This window comes from Mesorhizobium sp. LSHC420B00, assembly GCF_000503055.1.
Classification (GTDB): Bacteria; Pseudomonadota; Alphaproteobacteria; order Rhizobiales; family Rhizobiaceae; genus Mesorhizobium.
Genome location: NZ_AYVY01000029.1, coordinates 34,538 through 54,628, shown reverse-complemented (window position 1 = coordinate 54,628; position 20,091 = coordinate 34,538). Strand labels below are relative to the sequence as shown.

Sequence of the window (20,091 nt, the reverse complement as noted above, 5' to 3'; positions counted from 1 at the left end):
TGGGAGGCTTTGTCTCGCCGGAGCGGCGTAGCGAGATGTTCGAGGCTCTCGCTCGCCGTGCTGCGCCGGAGCCAGAGGTCGGAGCCTACAACCAGACATTCTGAGAGGAACTGGACCATGTCGGAGCGGATCGTCAGTTTTGTGATGAGCGGGGGCGTCGGGTCACGGCTATGGCCGCTGTCGCGCGAGGACAATCCCAAGCAATTCCACGACCTTTCGGGCGACGGCTCCATGCTCGCCAAAACTGTCCGACGCCTCAAGGCGCGGTCGGACGGCGAGACGCCGATCTATCTGATAGCCTCCGAACGGCATGCCGACCGCGTTATCTCGGACATCGGTCCGCTCGGCCTTAACGGTGGCAGCCCGATTTTCGAGCCCGTCAGCCGCAATACCGCCGCTGCGGTGGCCATAGCCACCTTGCAGACAATCTCCGAATATGACGGCGAAGCGCTTGTGCTGGTGGTCCCCTCCGACCATCAGATATCGACCGAAACGCAATTCTGGGAAACCGTCGAGACGGGCATGCCTGCCGCCGATTCAGGAAGCATTGTCGTATTCGGCATCAAGCCGACGCATCCCGAAATCGGCTACGGTTACATCGAGGTTGGGGCAACTGGTGACAGAGTGGCCGCCGTTTCGCAGTTTGTCGAAAAGCCCAATGCCGCGACGGCCCGCAAATATGTGGCTTCGGGAAGATTTTACTGGAACGCCGGCATCTTCCTGTTTCGTGCCGACACGATGCGGAAGGCATTTCTCGAGTTCCGGCCAGACATCTGGGACACCGCGGAACGGGCCTATAAGGCTGCACGGACCGACGTCTTGGGCATCTACCTGCCCCAGGGCTTCTATTCGGCTGTCCCGTCGACGTCGATCGACTACGCAGTCATGGAGCATGCACGCGGTATTGCGATGGTTACGGCTTCCTTCCGCTGGAACGACCTTGGATCGTGGCAATCGCTGCTCGAAGCCAGCCCGACGGACCGCGACGGCAATGTCGTAATGGGCGACGTTGTCGCCATGGATTGCGGCAACTCCTATCTCAGAAGCCAGGGCAGACTGCTCACAGTCATTGGAATGAAGCATGTGGCGGTGGTGACGACACCGGACGCGGTATTCGTCGCGCCTGTCAGCCATAGCCAGAACGTGAAGCAAGTCGTCGAACAACTCGAGAAGAGCGGACGCCTCGAGACGAAGTTCACGGCGTCGGAAGACCGGGTCATCACCAGCGGGTCATGGCGCAAGCGGGTCGAGCACTGGCTCTTCAACGAAACCCTGCCGCTGTGGTCCACTGCAGGGGTCGACGATGCCTATGGCGGCTTCCACGAGGCGCTCGGTTTCGATGCAAGGCCCTTGGGCAAACCCAAGCGCATGCGCACGATGGCTCGCCAGATTTACGCGTTCGCGGTGGCCAAAGAACGCGGCTGGGTTGGACCGGCTGACAGGCTCATCGACCACGGCATCGAGTTCATCGCCAAACACGGCCGCACCGAACGCGGTGGCTGGGTGCGCACCCTCAATTCCGACGGCAGCGTGGCTGACCCGACGGAGGACGCCTACGACCATTCCTGCGTGCTCCTGGCGCTTGCCCATGCTCACCGATGCGGCCATCAGGATGCCCTGCAGCTGGCACAAGAGACGTTCCATTTCATCGACACCCATCTCGAGGACGTCAGCCTGAACGGCTTCCTCGAGACCCCCGGCTGGAAGGGGGTGCGGTTCTCGAACCCGCACATGCACATGCTGGAATCCTTCCTTGCCTGGCATCGCGTCACCGGCGAGCGTGCATATCTCCGTCGGGCGGCACGCGTCATCGATCTCTTCCGGTGCCATTTCTTCGATCAGGAGAGCTGGACGCTTGGGGAACATTTCGACGTCGATTGGCTACCGTTGCCGGGAGAGGAGGGACAGTGGACCGAACCAGGGCACCATTTCGAATGGGCCTCGCTCCTCGTCGAGTTCGCGCGGGCAAGCGGGCAGAAAGACTTGGCAGCCTATGCAAGGAAGCTCTATTCGTCGGCGATCGCCAGCGGATTGAACCGGGCCACGGGCCTGGCTTATGCAGCCGTGTCGCGGCAGGGAATGCCCTTCGACCGGCTCTCCCGCAGCTGGCCGCAATGCGAAGCCGTCAAGGCGGCCGTCGCCCTGGACGGCATCGGCGGACCTGATCTGAAACCCGAGATCGAAGCTCGTGTCGCCCGCCTCTTCAAATGGCATATCGATCCCGCACCGCTAGGCTTGTGGATCGACAGGATTGACGAGCGCGGAAGGTCACTGGCGACGGAGGTGCCCGCGAGCATTTTCTACCACCTCGTGACGGCCTTGATGCAGTATCTGGACAAGACCGCAGGGCAGGTCGAACCTTTCCCGCTGCCAGCTTTGGATGTGAGCAAGACCGTTCCAATGCAGGTTTACGGCTGACCCAACCGTCCGCCATAGCTCCGTGTTGGTGAAACGTTCAATAACGAAACTAGTACAAGATCGGGAGGAATACCCATGAAAGTGACAATCCTGGGAAACTGTCCGCCCCATGCCTACAAGGGATTGATACAAGGCTCAGACCGGGAAGCTGCAATCAAGGCGGTTTTGGAAAGCGTTGGTGGCAAGGTATCCGGTATGATGTTTACTCGCGGCGCCTATGATATTGTCATCAATGCTGAGGTTCCGGACCAGGCCGATGGGATGGACCTAGCACTGGCGGTCCGGGCAAGCGGCTGGATAAACGACCTGGTTGTCCTCGAAGAACTCGACATGAATGCCGCGCTCGCAGCTGCCAAAAAGGGCTGCCGGCGTTACAAGCTCGCCGGATGATTGGACTGGCTGTACATTGAAGGCAGCACGGTTCCGATTGAACGCGCCGTGCTGCCAAGTCTCAAGGAAAGACACGCTGGGGTTTCGGAAATCCGAGGCAGGCGCGGCATTGGTTCAGCTTCGACACCGCGCCGACAGCGAACGCGCCCGGCTCAGGGGGTCAGAAACGGAGGTCATGCCGAGTTAATTTTGGAATGTACACCCTAGGGGATAGCGCCTGACGGAAGAGTCCCGGTTGGGACACCCGTGGCCCGTCGCTTCTAACCTCATGGTCGGCCTGCCCTTCACCGAGGCGCCGCCCGCCCGGACGGAGGGCCCAGCGCGCTAGCGCCAGTCGTCGAGCACGAAGACGCCAGCGCGACTGTAGCCCGGCTCATTGGGCCGGTGCATCGTGACCCCTTGAATTTCGGTGCGAAAGCCACGCCCGGCCAAACGCCGGTACGCCTCGTGGCGGGCCATGTTCACCCCGGCCAGCAGCTTGGGCATCCCCTCCGCTGCGCCAAGTGCCTCGCAGGCGTGCAGCAACCTGTCGAAGGTCTCACCAGCACCCGATCCCGGACGCACGGCCCCGAACTTGATGAAGCAAGCGCCGTCGCCTGCTTCGCTGCGAGGCCCATGGTGGCACACGGCGAAACCATCCAAGCCCGCATCCGCCATGTCCCCGAGAAGGACAGTCTCCCCAAGCCCCTGTGCCTGTATCGGTCGGACCAGAACGTCTCGGGTTCAGGTGCTCCCAAGAAGGTGCCAAAGGCCAGCCGGAAAATCCTCTCGGCTTCCGGCAGATCGGTCTCGGCCAGCGTGCGGATGACAATGCTTGGTGCTGCCGTTCCCATCTCGCTCTCNTCGGCTTCCGGCAGATCGGTCTCGGCCAGCGTGCGGATGACAATGCTTGGTGCTGCCGTTCCCATCTCGCTCTCCCTGGTCTGCTGAGCGTGCAGCGCCTGATGCGCTGCCCAAGACCGTTTCAGTCGGGCTGCATTCTACTCTTCTCCAGAGGAAAGATCACGTCGCATGGGAGAGGTCGGTTTTCCACCGGATCGGACCTCTTGCGTGGGTACTATCTGTCAGGCTTTTACCACTAGAAGGTGCGCTTGACGGATCGGCGAGGTCCGGTTTTGTAGAGGTTTCTTGTCGGAGCGCTTCTTTATCTAATCGGAGCGCGACAAGGCAATCGAGATCACATTGTCAGTATCTGTTTTTCAGGTAGCTCGAACAGCATTGGCAAAAATTGGCCGCTCGGGCGGCGTTCTCATGATCACCGTTCCTAAGCGAGCTCGGACTTTACGACTTTCCAGGATACCTATGGTCCTGACGCAGCGGGTGGAGCTAGCCGTCACTTCCCTACACCCTGTGCGCGCGCCACCAATCTCGCGTAGAAGGGCCCTGGCCGAACCCGGCCCTGCGACGCGAGAACTCCATGCGAATAGTGTTGCCTGTCCTGTTGCTCGGCGCGGCCCTCGCCAGCCTGTCGCCCGCCCGGGCAGCGGCCGGCGATTGCGGCGATGCCGCCGCCCTGGTGCAGCAGGCCTATCCCAAGGCCCGAAAGAGCGCCGACGGCGCTTCGTTCACGCTTGTACCCCATACGAGCATCGCCTCAACGCTCCCGGAGAGCGATGCGCCATTCGGCCTGGCCTGCAAGATCTGGCCGGCTCATTATGACCTGCTTTTGGTCGCGGTACCGCTGATCGACAGCGCTAACAGCGACCACCTGCATGTCGGCGACATCGAGCTACTGGTCGTCGATAGAAAGAGCCTGCGGGTGCGCCAGCGCCTGCTCCAGCCTGGACTGATGACCGATGATGCCATCGCGATCCGTAAGGTGGAATTCGACACCGGCCGCTATGCACTGGCCCCTGAGGTCACCGCCTTCGGCCTGCGCGTCGAAATGGCAAACCATTCGCAGGCTACTCCCTTCACTGAAACCGACCTGCGGCTCTATGCCGTCGCCAGCGATGCGCTGCGCTTGGTGCTCGACGGCCTCGTGGTTGCCGGCCATGGCGGCGAAGGCGATGCCAGTTGCGCCGGATCGTTTCATTCCAGCCAGGTCAGCCTGGCGATGAGCCCGGCGCGCCACCACGGCTATCGTGACATCATTGCGGTCGAGCGGACGGATACCGACAATCCCTCCCCCGACAAAGATGGCGAATGCAAGTCCCATCCCGCCAAGTCTGTGAAGCGGACCTACCGGCTGCGCTATGACGGCAACCGCTATCCGGTTCCGGCGGCACTCAGGGTGATGGGGTTGTGACGCGGCCGCACACGTCCCTGCCTTGGTTCGTCAATGTGATCAATTCCAGTTGAATGGGTATCGACCATTAATTCTCTCGTGGTAGGAGGCGCTCAAGGGGGCTCTTCCCAAAGGAGCTGATGATTTGTGGTGGTCAAGATTCAAAAGGGGTTTTGCCGGAACGTGGGACGACAGACTGGACGGGCTATTCTCCGCAAAGGTCGACTACGCTGGAAAATCCATTCTCGATGTTGGCTGCAATATGGGTGTTGTCGCCTATGAGATATCCAAGCTGAAACCCAGTTCGATCCATGGGATCGACATTGCCAAGCCGCATATCGAGACTGCAAAGATGTTGTTGAGCGGCTCCCCGGTACATGCCCGGTTCGATCGCCTGAATCTTGGCAGCCGGCGCCTCGGCAATATCCTTCTACCGAAATACGATATCGTCCTGCTGCTGGCCGTCTATCAGCACATGCAGCGCAACATCGGCCCAGGCAAGGCGCGAAGGGTGCTTTCCAATATTGTGAGGCGCACCTCAAACGTTGTTGCCCGCGTTCCGCCTGGAACGGATGGCGAATTCATCGAAACGCTGTCCGACGAGGGATTCCAAGTTAAGAGCACTCACACATCCCCTCTTGGTAGTCATGTGCTCGTTCTTGAGAAACCTGCCTTCGGAAATCCGCAGCCATGATGACACATTCCTTGTGGTAGTCTGCCCACCAACATCCATGTGCCAGCAGCGGGCGCAGACCCGCTGCCTGCCTGCAGCTCGGCCCCGGGGAGCGCTGATTCGCCGGCAGAAAGCATCTTGCGAATGGACTTCGCGCCAATACCGATGACATTTGAGGGTTGCGGCTACGGTGTTGTCTGCTAGTGCCTTGACGGCCAGGATGCGCCCGTTGGCATAAGTAGCGGAAGAAGAATTTGGCCGCCACGGCGAGAGCATTGGCCGTCCCGCCTGCGGTCAGCGCGCCGCCACTATCGAAATTCAACCATGTGCGCCATCATTTCTTAGGCGCCCGCCCAGCGCTCATGGCTCGTGGCGCCGGGCGGGTGAACAGGGCTCGGAATTGCTCCTCCGCACGCCGCAGTCCTTCATCTGTCAGAACCACTGACTTCGCCTTGTTTGCTGGATTCGCGATCAGCCCCTTCTCGTGCAAGCGATCCAGAGCGTTCCAATCCAAACCCTTCCAGGCGCGCCTCTCTTCATGCAGCGTCAGCCAAAGCAGGCCCAGAACGGCTTCGTCGATCTTGTCGGTGTCGATCTCCATGCAAGCAATCTAACACGCGAAAGGGCCTCTGCCACGATCCACACCGGATAGTTACTCCCTGCCACGAGCGTTCGGCTGAAAATAAGTGCTTCACTCAGGCGTCGCATGCGCGACAGCGTCATTTGCGCGGGCGACGAGCCGGGATGGGATCGGAGTTCATCATGGTGCCTAAGCGGCCGTGGCAGCCTTGCCGCTGGCAATGAAATGCGGATTGGCGAAATCCTCGTCGTCGCTCTGGTTGCGCTTACCGCAGGCGAGCGGCGCGCTATCCAGCATGCGCGTCATGCCGCCGGCAGCGCGCAGCACCGCGTCACCCGCCGCGGTGTCCCATTCCATAGTGCGGCCGAAACGCGGATAGGTTTGGCGGGACACTTTCTTTTCCGACGCGCTCTCCGGCCGCAGAAGTCTCAACCTTGCCAGAGGTGAATTTTGACCCCTGAGCGGTTATCGCGGAGCGCATTCCGGGCCACAACCGACTTTGCGACATCCCCTTCACTGATTCACTGCCCGTCTAGCGCCAGAATGCGAAATCTGCTGTGAGGGTCGGGCTTAGCAACAACCGCTCAAGGTCGGTCCGACGTTGCAGGGCTGACGTGTTCTCATCGAGCGAAGACTGACTCTGGTACCGTGCCGGGAATGAGCTATAGTTCAGATACTGTGACGGCCGGGGGCTTGCACAATGGCTGGACTGGGTGAACAGATTGCGCGTCAGCAGCGCACCATGGGACCGCTCCTGGTGACGGCAGTGGTCATCGGCCTTATCGGTCTGCCCGTCGCAGCCTGGCTCGACCTCCGAGACCTATCGGAACGGATGCTGCGCAGGCAAGCCAGCGAAATCAGCCGCATCATCGACGAAATGCGCGGATTCTACGGCAGCGACGTCGTGGGACGCGTGCTGCAAGCCAACGGCGCCGTGACTGCGACGCACAACTACCGGGACGTGCCAGGCGCGATCCCTATTCCAGCAACCCTCTCGATCGAACTCGGCAAGCGCATCAGCGCTCACGACGGCTCGGTCAAATATCGGTTCGTCTCGGATCTGCCTTTCAAAGGTCGCTCGCCCCACCAGCTCGATATGTTCGAGCGGAATGCAATCTTGGCTTTGCGCGCCAACCCGAAGGAGCCGATCATCGAGGTCTCGGGTTCACTGTTTGACCGGCAGGTCCGCGCCGCGGCCCCTGTTGTAATGGGACAAGTCTGCGTGACCTGCCATAACTCACACCCGGACAGCCCCAAGACGGACTGGAAGGTAGGGGATGTCCGAGGGATCCAGGAGATATCAGTCAATCAGCCTATTGCTGCGAACGTGCTGACCTTCAAGTATCTGCTCCTATATTTCGGCTTCTCGGCGGCGGCGGGCCTGACGTTCATTCTCCTGCAGCGTCGGCAGTCCGCGTTGATTCAGGGCATCAACAAGGAGCTTTCCGAGGCAAACGACTTCCTGGCCGCGATTTCATTGAAGATCGCCAAATACCTTTCGCCTCAAATCTACAAAAGCATCTTCAGCGGCCAGAAGGACGTCACCATCGCAACCGAGCGCAAGAAGCTCACGATCTTTTTCTCCGACGTCAAGGATTTCACCGCGATCGTGGAACGGCTCCAGCCCGAGGACCTGACGCTTCTCCTCAACGAGTACTTCACCGAGATGTCGACGATCGCGCTCAAACACGGCGGCACCGTCGACAAGTTCATCGGCGACGCGCTTCTTGTGTTCTTCGGAGACCCCGAGACGCAGGGCGTCGAGGAAGACGCGAGAGCCTGCTTGCGCATGGCTGTCGACATGCAGCGTCGGCTGGAGCAGTTGAACAGGGTGTGGCATGACCGCGGAGTTGAACGGCCCTTCCGAGCTCGCATGGGCATCAACACGGGCTATTGCAATGTTGGGAACTTCGGTTCCGATGATCGGATGGACTACACGATCATTGGAGCCGAGGCGAACTTGGCGGCCCGGCTGCAGTCGATTGCCGAGCCCGGCGGCATCTGCCTCAGCTATGAGACTTACGCGCTCGTGCGCGACCTTGTCCGGGCGCGTCCATTAGCACCGATTGCCATGAAGGGGATCAGCCGGGAGGTTGTCCCCTACGAAGTCGAGGGCCTCCTGGGTGAACTCGCCCAGCGCCCTCAGGTCATCAGCGAGCATACGACTGGTCTCGACTTGTTCCTCGATGTTGAGGCAATCGACGAGAACGGGGTGGAGCGGGCGAAGAAACGACTTTCGGAGGCGCTCCTGGCCTTAACCATCCGAAGCAAGCCCGCCGCATTTTAGGTTCTTGAACGTGATCCAATCTGGACCGTGGCCAGCCAAGTAAAGTCCGGTTCAACACCGTTCAGCCGCGCCGGGTCCCGACCAGGAGTTCGCGCGCATCATCCTCGTTGGTCATCAGCGCCGTCAGGGCCGAGGCGTCGATGAACATCATCATTCTCGTACAGGCTGTCGCGAAACGCCTTGTCGGCGGGCCTGCCGTGATCAGGCTTGCCCCGGGCTCGCACATCACGGCAGAACCTGACGCCGATCTCTACGGGGGACGGTCTAGCCTGTTCGCGCTCAAGCTCATGCTTGAGCGCGGCATGGACGGCCCCTGTCAGACCAGTCCTCTTAAGTGCGGCGACCCGGCGGGCCAGTGCGTCGGTCTCGGGATTTTTGATGTGGAACGCCATCACTCGCTCGTATAGCCGTTCAAGTGTATCGGTATACAGCAATTTGGATACACCGTGTGAAGGCCCCGCAGCATCGACCGGACACGAAGCGAATCGGCCACGCCGACCCAACTGTCGGCTGGATGGGGATCGTACCGCTGTGTTTACAGATCTCGAGCAGCATCTGAGGTCGCTTGCATAAGTCACTTGCAACACCCGCATCTTTCGTACGGGTCTGGAACTGCGCAATCACCGTCTAGCCAAATCCAGCAGCCTTGCCGCTGGCGATAAAATGCGGGTTGGCGAAATCCTCGTCATCGCTCTGGTTGCGCTTGCCGTAGGCGAGCGGCGCACCATCCAGCGTTCGCGTCATGCCGCCGGCAGCGCGTAGCACCGCGTCACCCGCCGCGGTGTCCCATTCCATGGTGCGGCCGAAGCGTGGATAGACGTCTGCCTCGGCGCCGGCGACGAGACAGAATTTCAGCGATGACCCGACCGAGACGATCTCGGCAGCGCCCAGCGCGCGGATATAAGCGTCGGTTTCCGGCGTGTTGTGCGACCGGCTGGCAACGACGGTCAGCGGCACCACACCGGCCCTTGCCGAAATCGGCTGGCGATCGACGATCTCATAGTCGTCATTGATCTCGATCGTTTCCGCTTTGCCCGGCCGGCCGGAAAAGAAGCGGCCGGTGCAAGGCGCGAAGACGACCCCGATCTCCGGCACGCCATGGCGAACCAGCGCGATGTTGACAGTGAAATCGGTCCTGCGGTTGACGAACTCCTTGGTGCCGTCGAGAGGATCGATCAGGAAGAAGGCGTCGCCGAGATCCGGTGCCATGATGCCGGCCGAAGCTTCTTCCTCGGCCACGCACGGAATCTCGGGAAATGCGGCGCGCAGCCCGGCAAGAATAATCTTCTCGCTCTCGCGATCTGCCTCCGTCACCGGCGAACTATCCGACTTGCTGTCGACCGCACAGCCGGCACGAAAGACGCGCATCACCTCGCGCCCTGCCGCCAAGGCAAGGTGCTCGAAGACGGCAAGCATCGCTTCGTCGTCAGATACCGCCGCCGCTATCATATTGGTCTTCGGCAATGTCACGCTCGATCAGCCAGTGTTCCAGGGCCTCTACCATCTCCTCGGCCGATTTGCCGAGTGTCTTGAGATGGATTTCCGGTTTTTCCGGCGCCTCATACGGCGAATCGACGCCGGTGAAATTCTTGATTTCGCCGTTCAACGCCCGCGCATAAAGGCCCTTCGGATCGCGCCTGGCGCATTCTTCGAAGGGTGTGTCGACAAACACCTCGACGAATTCGCCGTCGGCCATCAATTCGCGCGCCATGCGCCGCTCTGCGCTGAACGGCGAAATGAACGACACGATGACGATCAGCCCGGCGTCGGCCATCAGGCGCGCGACTTCGGCGACGCGGCGAATGTTTTCGACACGATCGGCGTCGGTGAAGCCGAGATCGCGGTTGAGCCCGTGCCGGACGTTGTCGCCGTCCAGAATGTAGGTATGGCGCCCGGTGGCGAAGAGCTTCTTTTCGAACAGATTGGCGATGGTCGACTTGCCTGAGCCCGAAAGCCCGGTGAACCAGAACACCGCCGGCCGCTGGTTCTTCATATCGCCGCGGGCGCGTTTGCCGACATCGAGCGACTGCCAGTGGATGTTTTCGGCGCGGCGCAGCGAATGCAGGATCATGCCGGCGCCGACCGTCGCATTGGTGATGCGGTCGATCAGGATGAAGGCGCCGGTGGTGCGGTTCTCGGCAAACGGATCGAAGGCGATCGGCGAGCGCGTCGAGATGTTGCAGATGCCGACTTCGTTCATCTCAAGCGACTTGGCCGCCTCATGGGCAAAGTCGTTGACGTTGACCCGGTATTTCAGGTCGGTGACGGTGGCGCTGGTCTGGTCGGTCTCGGTGCGCAGGATGTAGGAGCGGCCGGGCAGCAGCGCATGCTCGTCGAACCACACGATGTTGGCGGCGAACTGGTCGGCGACCTGCGGCCGCGCTGCCGGCGACACCAGCATATTGCCGCGCGAGACCTCGACCTCGTCGTCGAGGACAAGCGTGATGGCCTGGCCGGCGACAGCCTGCTGAAGGTCGCCGCCATGCGAAACGACGCGCCTGACACGGGAGGATTTGCCTGATTTCGCGACGACAACCTCGTCGCCGGGCGCAACCGAGCCGGAGGCGATGGTGCCGGCGAAACCGCGAAAATCGAGATTGGGACGGTTCACATATTGGACCGGAAACCGGAACGGCAATTCGACCGCGGCCTCGTCGACCGAGACGGTTTCGAGATTTTCGATCAGCGTCGGGCCGGAATACCAGTCCGTCCTGTCGGAACGGCCAGTAACGTTGTCGCCATAGCGGGCCGACATCGGAATGGGCACGATCGTCTGGAAGCCGAGTTCACGTGAGAACTGCCCGTAATCCGCGACGATCCGTTTAAAGACCGCCTCGTCGAAGCCGACAAGATCGATCTTGTTGACGGCGAGCACGATGTGGCGAATGCCCAGTAGCGAGGCAATGATCGAATGCCGCCTTGTCTGGCGCAGCACGCCCTGGCGGGCATCGATCAGCACGATGGCAAGATCGGCGGTCGATGCACCCGTCGCCATGTTGCGCGTGTACTGTTCGTGGCCGGGCGTGTCGGCGACGATGAACTTGCGCTTCGGCGTGGCGAAGAAGCGATAAGCGACGTCGATAGTAATGCCTTGCTCGCGCTCGGCCTCGAGGCCGTCGACCAGCAGCGCGAAGTCGACGTCGTCGCCGGTGGTGCCGTGCTTGCGCGAATCGCGCTCGAGTGCCGCCAGCTGGTCCTCGAAAATCTGCTTGGTATCGGAAAGCAGGCGCCCGATCAGCGTCGACTTGCCGTCGTCGACCGAACCGCAGGTCAGGAAGCGCAGCAGCGACTTTCGTTCCTGCGCCGCCAGATAGTCGCGGACGCCATCGGTCGGGGCGAGGCTCTTGGCCATGATGTGGCGCATTTTCAGAAGTACCCCTCGCGCTTCTTCTTTTCCATCGAGCCTGCTTCGTCGCGATCGATCAGGCGACCTTGCCGCTCGGAGGTGCGCGCCGTGAGCATCTCGCCGACTATTGCCTCCAGAGTGTCGGCTTCCGATTCGATCGCGCCGGTCAGCGGATAGCAGCCGAGCGTGCGGAACCGCACCAGCCGGTTCTCCACCGTCTCACCGGGCCGCAGCTGCATGCGCTCGTCATCCTTCAGGATGAGCATGCCGTCACGCTCGACGACCGGCCGCTCCTTGGCCAAATACAGCGGCACGATCGGGATGTCTTCCTGGAGAATGTATTGCCAGATGTCGAGTTCGGTCCAGTTCGACAGCGGAAACACCCGGATCGATTCACCGGCAGCGATGCGGGTGTTGAAAATCTTCCACATCTCCGGCCGCTGGTTCTTCGGATCCCAGACGTGCTGGGCGTTGCGGAACGAGAAGATGCGTTCCTTGGCCCGCGACTTCTCCTCGTCGCGGCGGGCGCCGCCGAAGGCCGCGTCAAACCTATATTTGTCGAGCGCCTGCCGCAGCGCCACCGTCTTCATCACATGCGTATGGGTGTTGGAGCCGTGGTCGAACGGATTGATGTTGTCGCGCACGCCGTCTTCATTGACATGGACCAGGAGATCGAAGCCGAGCTTTTGCTGCATCTGGTCGCGAAAGGCGATCATCTCACGGAATTTCCAGGTCGTATCGACATGAAGAAAGGGAAAGGGCGGCTTGGCCGGATAAAACGCCTTCATCGCCAGGTGCATGAGCACCGACGAATCCTTGCCGACCGAATAGAGCATCACCGGCTTGGCGAAAGCCGCGGCGACCTCGCGAAAGATATGGATGGATTCAGCCTCAAGCCGCTGAAGGTGCGTAAGCGCGATGTTCATGGACTGTGAGCGTTCTTTCGTGCCATCCACAGAAGGGCCTGTATCATCAACGGGCGCGGTCTTCAGCCGCGCGGTTCAAGCTGCACTTCTGGACAATCTATTCTCACGGGCCTTCTAGCAGATCGTTCCTGCCCAGAACAATGCAAGACAAGCCAGCGGCCGAATGGTTCGGGAATGAATTTTCCATACAGCCGGCATAATCGGGAAATTTCTGCCCGGCGAGCGGTTGCGCTTGGGAGGGGCGGGGAAATATTGCCTGGGCCTCGGAACCCGAGCGCCAGGAGCGCTCGCCTGAAAGCCGTCCGCCTCGTTCAGATGACGGCCAACGTAGCGACGAGGCCTTACGACGAATTTCCGATGGGAACAAGGAGCTTGTCACCGTTGTGGTCGATCTCGATCATCTCGCTCTTGCGGCTCAAGCGTTCTGCAAATCCTCTGTGAAAGATGATGGCGTTCATATAGGCAAAGGTGATCGCCAGCGCCTCGGTTCGCAGCGGATAGTCAACCAGCGAATGAATGAGAAGAAAAGATACCGAGAGGAATGCAGCCTTCTGCAATGGGTCACGTCGAACTTTCGCCAATGCAGTTACAAGCAATAGGAAATAGCTTATCAGTAGTGCAATAGCAGGAACCCCGCCCTCAAAGGCTATCTCAAGGTAATCGTTGTGAGCATGATTTACGTACTTCTGAAAAATCATGCTCTCCCGTTCGTATATCTGATAGGCTTGCTGGAAATTCCCAAACCCGACACCTGTCGCCCAATTGTCCTTGATCCCCTCGATTGTGGTTCGGGCGAATTCTTCTCGCCCGAAAGCCGGATCGACTGCCTCCGCGTCGATTTTGGTCCAGACGCCGATCGTGTAGATCGAAAGCCCGACAAAAATTAGGAGAACGCTAAACCCGCTCACCCTTGAACGAGCTGAGAGAAAGATGACTGACAATACAGTGATCGCGAGTCCAATCAGAACGCCGGCACGCGAACCCGCCGCCAAAAGCAGCAGCAAAAGTATAATCAATCCAAGGGACCCCGACAAAAGGCGCCCACGGAAGAGCCCGTGGTAAACGACGAAGGGGATGGAGACAAAGAGCAAAGCCGCAAAATGATTCCGGTTCGCAAAAAGCCCGGCGTTGATCGTGAAAGGCAACAGTCCCTTAATAGCGACGTCGTCTGAGAGCGAATATTGAATCGCTCCTGCCAATCCATTGCAGATCACGCCCATGAAGAAGAACGGAAGAAGCGCGCTGACCTGCTCGGCACGCAAACGCAATACGGCCAAAAAAAACGCTGCAGCGGCCAGAAGATAAAGCAGGCATTCGACCGTGCGGCCGACGCCAACGCTGACGAAGCGAAATCGGCTTTCTTCAACCCAGGGGCCTCCGAGCAACAGCTCCGGCCGCAAGCTGTTGAATATGGCCACCGGCAATGGAACGATTTGCAAAACGATCAAGGCCACCGCGAACATCAGCAGCCACAGAACAGGCCGGGGGATTCTCTGGCCGGGGGTTTGCGAAAAGACGGCCGCCGCCGAAACTATTGCCGCGGCCTCGATCAGAGTGTCTGTGTAAAGGCCGCTCGCAGTACCACCGCCGATCAGCAGCGACACAAACAAGACTGTGCCGAGGAGATATTTATCCCATTCCGACGGCCTGTCGTTCAAGATGGAAGTCTCTCAACGCTCAATTTGTGCATTATCAAGGTGCCGACATATCGAAATCGCCAGCTCTCGGCAATGGCGGCGGTCTGCAACATCAGCAACTGCATCGGGCAGGCGCCGGGTCCTATTGAAAAATTCTGGGCAAGATTCTGACGGTTATAGGTGCCCTCCGGAATACTGAATCGCGCGATTTCCCCCATTGGATCAACACATCTGATCGACCAGAACAATTCCTTTGGAAGCTTCAGGTTTCGTGCTGAGGCAACCAGGGAAATCCTGTATGAGCCTGGAGGCAGCGCAATATACTGCTGGAGAGCTGCGTTCTTGACAGGCGTGTTCAAGAATCGGACCGTCGCCCCGCCCTCGCCCTCCACTGCATCACTGGATGTTGCAAAGGTGATTTCCAAGCCTGACTGATCGCGGATCTGCCAATCGAATGGCTTGCCACTAGGTACTGGCTCGAACGTGCTATTGAATATATATCCGGCTAACGCCCGCTCTTGATCCGACAGGCTGAAAAGGAACAGACGATACGCCGGTCCGAATTGTTTCTCGCGAATATACCCGCCGATTACCGCGCTTAGTTCGTTCGGCTTCGGCGGAGTTCTTGATACTTTCAGATCAAGCAGCAGCCGATTGGCGACGTCGAGCCCCTCGGGAGTTTTGTTAAGGGCGACGAATAGACTGCCTCTCCAGGGTGCTTCCGCCGCAATCGCGGTCAGCACGGCCTGGTAGCCGTCGGGATTCGAGAGAATTGTCGGCATGGCCTCCGCAATTGCAGGAAATTGATCCGGCCATCGCCGCAACAAAATGTCGATCTCGCCGACGGCCTTTGACAAGTCATCCGTTTCTACCGCGCGGGCAATGGACCTCTGCAGCGCGTGGATCTCTGTTTTGGACAATTTTCGGGCTTGATTGAAGAGTTGGTAGGCCTCGTCTTTATCGCCTTGTCGGTATTTGATCTCACCGATCAGGCTGTAGAGACGTGCATCAGCCAAATCGAAGGTGAGCGCGCGCTTGGCCTTGGCAAGCAAGGCATTAAGATCGGTAGCATTGTTCTTATCGTTCAAGTCGCTGGTGATTTCAGCTATCAATGCGTCAACGTTGAACGGATCCAGCGCAAGAGAGACAGTTGGCGTTTCTGTTTCAAGAAATCGACTTAGCCCGATCGAGGAAGCCACCAATACTAGAACGAACGCGACGAACCAAACGACTGAATGTCGGAGACTTTGCATAAGCGGGCTGGCTTGCTCCATCATCGACTTTGCCCTCAATCTTCGGATTGCTCTTGTCCGTGCCGTAGTTGTAGTACTGATAGTTCATGTATTTGTAGGCGTAATTGTAGTCGAATTTGTTCACCGCAAACTTTGACATCGCGGCTCCCACTACGTTTGCGCCGGCCGATCGCAAGCGCTTCAACGCAGTCTTGGCCGACTTGCGCGTCACCTGATTTGTTGAGATGACCATCAATGTGCCCTCCGCAAGCCTGCTGAGAATAGGAGCGTCCGAAAGACCGACGATCGGCGGCGCATCGATAATGACAAGATCGAAGCGCTTGCCGAGATTGGTTATGATCAGAGCCATCTTCGGTGAGGATAGCAGATCCGCTGGATTTGGAGGGATCGTTCCAGAAGTTAGAACGGTCACGTTGGGATACTTCGTCGCCCTGAAGATGCTCGCCAGATCCTCCTTGCGAACGGTGTTTGTCAGCAGATTGCTCAGCCCGATTGTATTGTCGAGGCCAAACAGGCGATGAAGGTTCGGTTTGCGGAGATCGCCGTCGACAATGAGAACCCTTGCGCCGAGTGCTGCAAAATCCTGTCCGAGCTTGAACGATGTGGTCGATTTGCCTTCCGAAGGCTCGGAACTCGTGACGACCAGCGATCGTGGCGCGCCTTCCGCACCGGAAAACTGCAGCGATGTTCGAAGCGAACGATAGGCCTCCGACAGGCCGGACTTCTGATCGGCAATACTGGCCATGAGTTCCCGGTCGTCGACGAGCGGCAAAATACCGAGCATTGCCAAGCCGAGCTCCTTTTCAACCTGCTCGGGATTGGTGAACGTGTTGTTCAGCAGTTCGATAACATAAATGACGGACGCGCTCAGAGCCATAAAAAGGGCCAGCGCGATCGCAAGATTGATGCTCAAGCGCGGTGAATATGGCCTGTCCGGTACTGACGCGAAATCGACGATTGCGGCACTTTGCGTCTTGAGCTCGGAGCTGACACCAACCTCATTCAGCTTGGCGATAAGATTGTCATACTGCGACCGGTTCGAATCGACCTCCCGCTTGAGAATTGTGTATTTGATGTTCTTGTCGTTGAAGATAACCTGCTGCTTCTCCATCTCGGCAAGTTTGGACTTGAGATCGGCCTCCTTGTTCTGCGCCTCTTGATATTTCAGCCGTAGTGAATCCGTAATGGCAAGCACGCCGTTGTTATAGAGACGCTGCAACTCCTTGATTTGTGACTGAAGCTGCTGCATTTCGGGAAAGCCGGGCTTAAGAATGCCCAATTTCTGCTGGTACTGGCTCGTCAAATCCGCCAGCTTTTCATTGAGCTTTTGGAGACCTTCGCTTTCCAATACTGGGGCCAAGCTCGAACCGCGACCTTTATCTATCTGGTCGACCACACGTCCAGCATCGAGACGATCCTGAATCGCCGTCGCAAGGGCAGTATTTAGCGCCTCGATGTTCGACCCTATCAGCGACTTGTCGTCGCCGGTTATGGTAATGCCGGCATCCTTCGCATACGCGACCAGTTCTTCTTCCGATTTTTGAAGCTTCTGCTTCACCTGCAACACCTGTTCCTGGATGAACTGTCGTGCCAGGTCGGATGTTTCGCTTGTCTGATCGAGGCGTTGGTCAATAAAGCTTTGCGCGACCTGGTTGGCGATGTCGCTTGCATATTTCGGTTTCTGATCAACAAAAGTGATCGACAGCAGACTTGTGTTCGTAACCAGATTGACCGTGAGATCGTTAAGGATGCGCTTGATCGCAATTTCCTCGCGCTCCTCTGGGGTCTTCTCCTCAAGCGAAGGCGATTTTGAAATACCGAACGCGCGATAGAAAATATTGCTGAGGGAAAAGGACGGCGTCGGAAACAGGAAATCCGGCTTTTCGCTGAGACCCAGTTGAAACACAACACGCTGCGCCAATGCGCGGCTTTTGAGTTTTTCACGCGCGGTCAGGAAGGCCCGCACGTCGGCATTTTCAGAAACCACCTCAATGTCCTGGAAGACCTTCGCCGAAGGAACCAGCACTTCCAATTGCGTCGTTGCCTGGTATTTCGGCGTCTGCATCATCGTGATGATGACACCCGCGACAAGCCCTGCTGCCGCCATAATGACGAACAGCCACCGATACTGGACGACGTAAAAGAGCAGCTTGAGTGGATTGAAACCCTGTTCCAGCTCCGAATAATCGCGACCATAGGGGCTGTAGTTTTGCCCCCCGTCATAATAGAGGTCGGCGGACAAGGCTTGGCCATGTCCTGGACCTGCAATTTGATGCTGCCTGTTGCGATCGAGCATGGTGCGAAGTGATCCTATCCGACTGACCGGCTGCGGGTTATATCCCTGGGATGACGGCAATTCGCGCGGCACTGGAGGCTATGCCTAGCGCGTCCTTGAGATTGTTCACCGCAATTTTTGAGCTCGACGCAAAGACGACGATCTTGTCACCTCCGTAAATGCGCGGATTGCGGACCTTGCCAGCACGAATGGCTTCCACATTGTAATTGGCGACCAATGTATTCGTGCCAATGTTGCGGTAGATGAAGACCTTCTTTGCGTCCCCTATCGGACTGAAATTTCCCGCAAGAGCGATAGCGTCCAGAAGCGAGGAATTGCTCGACACCGGATATATGCCGGCCTTGTTGACCTCGCCGTCAACGGTTACGCGTTGTCCGATCGATTCCTTGACGAAAACTGTTACATCAGGCGACTGGAGGTAGTTGGAACCGTAGGCAGTTTCGATTTCCTGCTCCAGCTGCCGGACGGTTTTGCCTGCCGCGATGACAGTCCCGATGAGCGGAAGCGAAATCTGCCCGCCGGCATCGACTTGCACGGTTCTGTTCAAATTGTCGACCTGGAACACATTTACCTCGAGCACATCGTTCGGAGACAAAGGCTGCTCGCTGCCGTTCTGGGTGTTTTGCGGAGCAGGCAGGTCCTTTACCACTCGCAGGGCACCACCACCCGCAAGTGGTGTCGACGATGATGTCAATTGCAGTGCATCGACCGAACTCGCCGATGAAGGTGTCGTCGACGATGTGCTCGTGCAGGCCGACATTGCGAGTGAAGCCAGTAGGAGTAATAATACCGTGCCGATATCGCTTCTTACAAAATGAAAAATGCCCATCACGCTGTCCCGCCCTTGAATAGGCGGCCCAATCCTCCAAAACGGCCGGCGTTACCGGCGGCTGGGTTTTTCGGACGCACTTTTCCGATCGGCTCGATGGGCCGGTTCGCCAATATGTCACCTGGACGTTTCAACACCATGTTGCGGGCCTCGTCTTCCCCACATCTCTTGGCAGCAGCAGCAACCGCTTTCGAAAGTCCAGGACGGCGGCGTGTTGCGCTATGAGTGTCCGATGCGATGATATCCACCCTGCCCTCGTCAATCAGCTTTTCAGAATAATAAAGCGCCGTGCGTCCAAAAGCACCAACAATCGAGTCTGCGGTAAGCTGGATAAGACAACCCACTGCATTCAACCTCTCGATAACGTCGTAATTCGTTTTGATCCAGGTCAAACGCTCGGGGTGAGTAAGAATTGGGATGAAACCGGCGTTTACGAGGCGTAGAGCAAGATCCTCCATTCGCGGAGGCAGAACATGATGCGGCGGTTCGAACAGAAAATAGCGGGACCTGTTTAAGGTCGGCACGGTACCCGCCGCCAATTGGTCCGGAAGATCCGGCGCTATGTGGACATCGGCGCCGACGTAGAGAGCAAGTGGTATGGCGGCGCTGCGCAGCGCCTGTTGCAACTCTTGGACCGCCCGAACAATATTCGATGTGCCGTTTTCGTATACGCCGGGCGTCACGTGCGGCGTGCACGCCATATGGGTCGTTCCGTCGGCCACCGCCAGTCGAGCCATTTCCAGCGATTCGGCAAGATTGGGCGAGCCGTCGTCGAGGCCGGGCAAGATATGGGAATGTAGATCGATCATGGGCGTTTGTGACTGCAGCGTAGCAACGTGGCGACGCCATCCCCAAAAAGTATAAATGCGTCACCCGCAGGACAGCGAATGACGCATTTGTCAAGTTCATGCGATACGGTGGATGCCAGGTCCCTGCTACTGGAGGAGAGAATTGTCGTCATCATGCGGGCCGATGATCAGCGCCGCACCGGTGGCAAAAGCTGCGCCTGATGTTTCGAGCGCTACACAAATGCCGCCCTTCGCAGGATTAATCTTGATCGTCGAGTTTGCCGGACGTCGTTCCGAAACTTGCACCAACACACAGCAGCAAAAGATCGACCACTTAGACCGGCACTTCGCACCTCATCCCGGCATGTTCGCCAGACTCACAGCGATGCCTGGTCCGACACCAGCATAAACGCCAAGGCCATTCCATTCAACAACAGACGC

General features: G+C 58.6%; 15 protein-coding genes and 2 pseudogenes. 5 read left to right on the top strand and 12 right to left on the bottom strand.

All coding sequences use genetic code 11. The features are described from left to right. The first annotated feature begins 117 nt into the window (after positions 1-117). The gene (locus tag X760_RS67415) at positions 118-2,418 is read left to right on the top strand and encodes an AGE family epimerase/isomerase (protein ID WP_023721795.1); all 2,301 of its coding nucleotides are present in this window, start codon (positions 118-120) and stop codon (positions 2,416-2,418) included. A gap of 75 nt (positions 2,419-2,493) precedes the next feature. After that, positions 2,494-2,808 carry a GYD domain-containing protein gene (locus X760_RS67410; RefSeq protein WP_023721794.1) on the top strand — a complete coding sequence of 105 codons (315 nt, stop codon included), beginning with the start codon at positions 2,494-2,496 and terminating at the stop codon, positions 2,806-2,808. Positions 2,809-3,132: 324 nt separating this feature from the next. Here X760_RS67410 and X760_RS67405 read toward each other — a convergent pair whose 3' ends face one another. After that, a complete protein-coding gene (locus tag X760_RS67405; RefSeq protein ID WP_156948241.1) occupies positions 3,133-3,450 on the bottom strand; it encodes a hypothetical protein in 318 nt (105 codons plus the stop codon). A gap of 799 nt (positions 3,451-4,249) precedes the next feature. Between X760_RS67405 and X760_RS67400 the strand changes: the two genes are divergently transcribed. Both X760_RS67400 and X760_RS67395 read left to right on the top strand, forming a co-directional pair. Next, positions 4,250-5,056: a hypothetical protein gene (locus X760_RS67400; RefSeq protein WP_245278714.1), complete on the top strand. Its 807-nt coding sequence runs from the start codon at positions 4,250-4,252 to the stop codon at positions 5,054-5,056. A gap of 124 nt (positions 5,057-5,180) precedes the next feature. Next, positions 5,181-5,729 carry a class I SAM-dependent methyltransferase gene (locus X760_RS67395; protein WP_156948240.1) on the top strand — a complete coding sequence of 183 codons (549 nt, stop codon included), beginning with the start codon at positions 5,181-5,183 and terminating at the stop codon, positions 5,727-5,729. Positions 5,730-6,042: 313 nt separating this feature from the next. On the opposite strand, the gene X760_RS67390 is transcribed toward X760_RS67395, so the two are convergent. Both X760_RS67390 and X760_RS67385 read right to left on the bottom strand, forming a co-directional pair. Further along, positions 6,043-6,309 (bottom strand): DUF6429 family protein, encoded by a 267-nt coding sequence (locus X760_RS67390; RefSeq protein ID WP_023721790.1) that lies wholly within the window; start codon positions 6,307-6,309, stop codon positions 6,043-6,045. 168 nt (positions 6,310-6,477) lie between these two features. Beyond that, a pseudogene (locus X760_RS67385) lies at positions 6,478-6,666 on the bottom strand (inositol monophosphatase family protein); the annotation flags it as partial. A 322-nt stretch (positions 6,667-6,988) separates the two neighbouring features. On the opposite strand from X760_RS67385, the gene X760_RS67380 reads away from it, so the two are divergent. Then, on the top strand, positions 6,989-8,575 hold the full coding sequence (locus X760_RS67380) for an adenylate/guanylate cyclase domain-containing protein (protein WP_023721788.1): 1,587 nt from the start codon (positions 6,989-6,991) through the stop codon (positions 8,573-8,575). Positions 8,576-8,796: 221 nt separating this feature from the next. Here the strand turns inward: X760_RS67380 and X760_RS78290 are convergent. The 9 genes and pseudogenes from X760_RS78290 to X760_RS67340 all read right to left on the bottom strand — a co-directional run. Continuing rightward, a pseudogene (locus X760_RS78290) lies at positions 8,797-8,967 on the bottom strand (type II toxin-antitoxin system VapB family antitoxin); the annotation flags it as partial. 235 nt (positions 8,968-9,202) lie between these two features. Then, positions 9,203-9,991: a 3'(2'),5'-bisphosphate nucleotidase CysQ gene (cysQ, locus tag X760_RS67370; RefSeq protein WP_031194837.1), complete on the bottom strand. Its 789-nt coding sequence runs from the start codon at positions 9,989-9,991 to the stop codon at positions 9,203-9,205. 10 nt (positions 9,992-10,001) lie between these two features. After that, positions 10,002-11,939, bottom strand: a complete 1,938-nt coding sequence (gene cysN / locus X760_RS67365) for a sulfate adenylyltransferase subunit CysN (protein WP_023721785.1) — start codon at positions 11,937-11,939, stop codon at positions 10,002-10,004. Between the two features lie 2 nt (positions 11,940-11,941). Then, complete coding sequence (gene cysD, locus X760_RS67360; RefSeq protein ID WP_023721784.1) at positions 11,942-12,847, bottom strand: sulfate adenylyltransferase subunit CysD; 906 nt, start codon at positions 12,845-12,847, stop codon at positions 11,942-11,944. A gap of 341 nt (positions 12,848-13,188) precedes the next feature. Continuing rightward, the gene (locus tag X760_RS67355; protein ID WP_023721783.1) at positions 13,189-14,505 is read right to left on the bottom strand and encodes an O-antigen ligase family protein; all 1,317 of its coding nucleotides are present in this window, start codon (positions 14,503-14,505) and stop codon (positions 13,189-13,191) included. Then, positions 14,502-15,683, bottom strand: a complete 1,182-nt coding sequence (locus tag X760_RS67350; protein WP_245278713.1) for a hypothetical protein — start codon at positions 15,681-15,683, stop codon at positions 14,502-14,504. Before X760_RS67350 ends, X760_RS67355 begins: the two co-directional genes overlap by 4 nt. Then, the gene (locus tag X760_RS67345; protein ID WP_023721781.1) at positions 15,649-18,033 is read right to left on the bottom strand and encodes a polysaccharide biosynthesis tyrosine autokinase; all 2,385 of its coding nucleotides are present in this window, start codon (positions 18,031-18,033) and stop codon (positions 15,649-15,651) included. Before X760_RS67345 ends, X760_RS67350 begins: the two co-directional genes overlap by 35 nt. Positions 18,034-18,070: 37 nt before the next feature. Continuing rightward, positions 18,071-18,862, bottom strand: coding sequence for a polysaccharide biosynthesis/export family protein (locus X760_RS0139450; RefSeq protein ID WP_031194835.1), 792 nt, complete (start codon positions 18,860-18,862; stop codon positions 18,071-18,073). Beyond that, complete coding sequence (locus tag X760_RS67340; RefSeq protein WP_023721779.1) at positions 18,862-19,671, bottom strand: CpsB/CapC family capsule biosynthesis tyrosine phosphatase; 810 nt, start codon at positions 19,669-19,671, stop codon at positions 18,862-18,864. The genes X760_RS0139450 and X760_RS67340 overlap by 1 nt, the downstream gene beginning before the upstream one ends. Between the last annotated feature and the right edge of the window lie 420 nt (positions 19,672-20,091).

Excerpts from the sequence above, each read along its gene's own strand:
- cysD (WP_023721784.1), bottom strand. The coding sequence starts at position 12,847 with ATGAACATCGCGCTTACGCACCTTCAGCGGCTTGAGGCTGAATCCATC.
- cysN (WP_023721785.1), bottom strand. The coding sequence starts at position 11,939 with ATGCGCCACATCATGGCCAAGAGCCTCGCCCCGACCGATGGCGTCCGC.
- X760_RS67390 (WP_023721790.1), bottom strand. The coding sequence starts at position 6,309 with ATGGAGATCGACACCGACAAGATCGACGAAGCCGTTCTGGGCCTGCTT.
- X760_RS67410 (WP_023721794.1), top strand. The coding sequence starts at position 2,494 with ATGAAAGTGACAATCCTGGGAAACTGTCCGCCCCATGCCTACAAGGGA.
- X760_RS0139450 (WP_031194835.1), bottom strand. The coding sequence starts at position 18,862 with ATGGGCATTTTTCATTTTGTAAGAAGCGATATCGGCACGGTATTATTA.
- X760_RS67380 (WP_023721788.1), top strand. The coding sequence starts at position 6,989 with ATGGCTGGACTGGGTGAACAGATTGCGCGTCAGCAGCGCACCATGGGA.
- X760_RS67340 (WP_023721779.1), bottom strand. The coding sequence starts at position 19,671 with ATGATCGATCTACATTCCCATATCTTGCCCGGCCTCGACGACGGCTCG.
- X760_RS67345 (WP_023721781.1), bottom strand. The coding sequence starts at position 18,033 with ATGCTCGATCGCAACAGGCAGCATCAAATTGCAGGTCCAGGACATGGC.
- X760_RS67415 (WP_023721795.1), top strand. The coding sequence starts at position 118 with ATGTCGGAGCGGATCGTCAGTTTTGTGATGAGCGGGGGCGTCGGGTCA.
- cysQ (WP_031194837.1), bottom strand. The coding sequence starts at position 9,991 with ATGCTTGCCGTCTTCGAGCACCTTGCCTTGGCGGCAGGGCGCGAGGTG.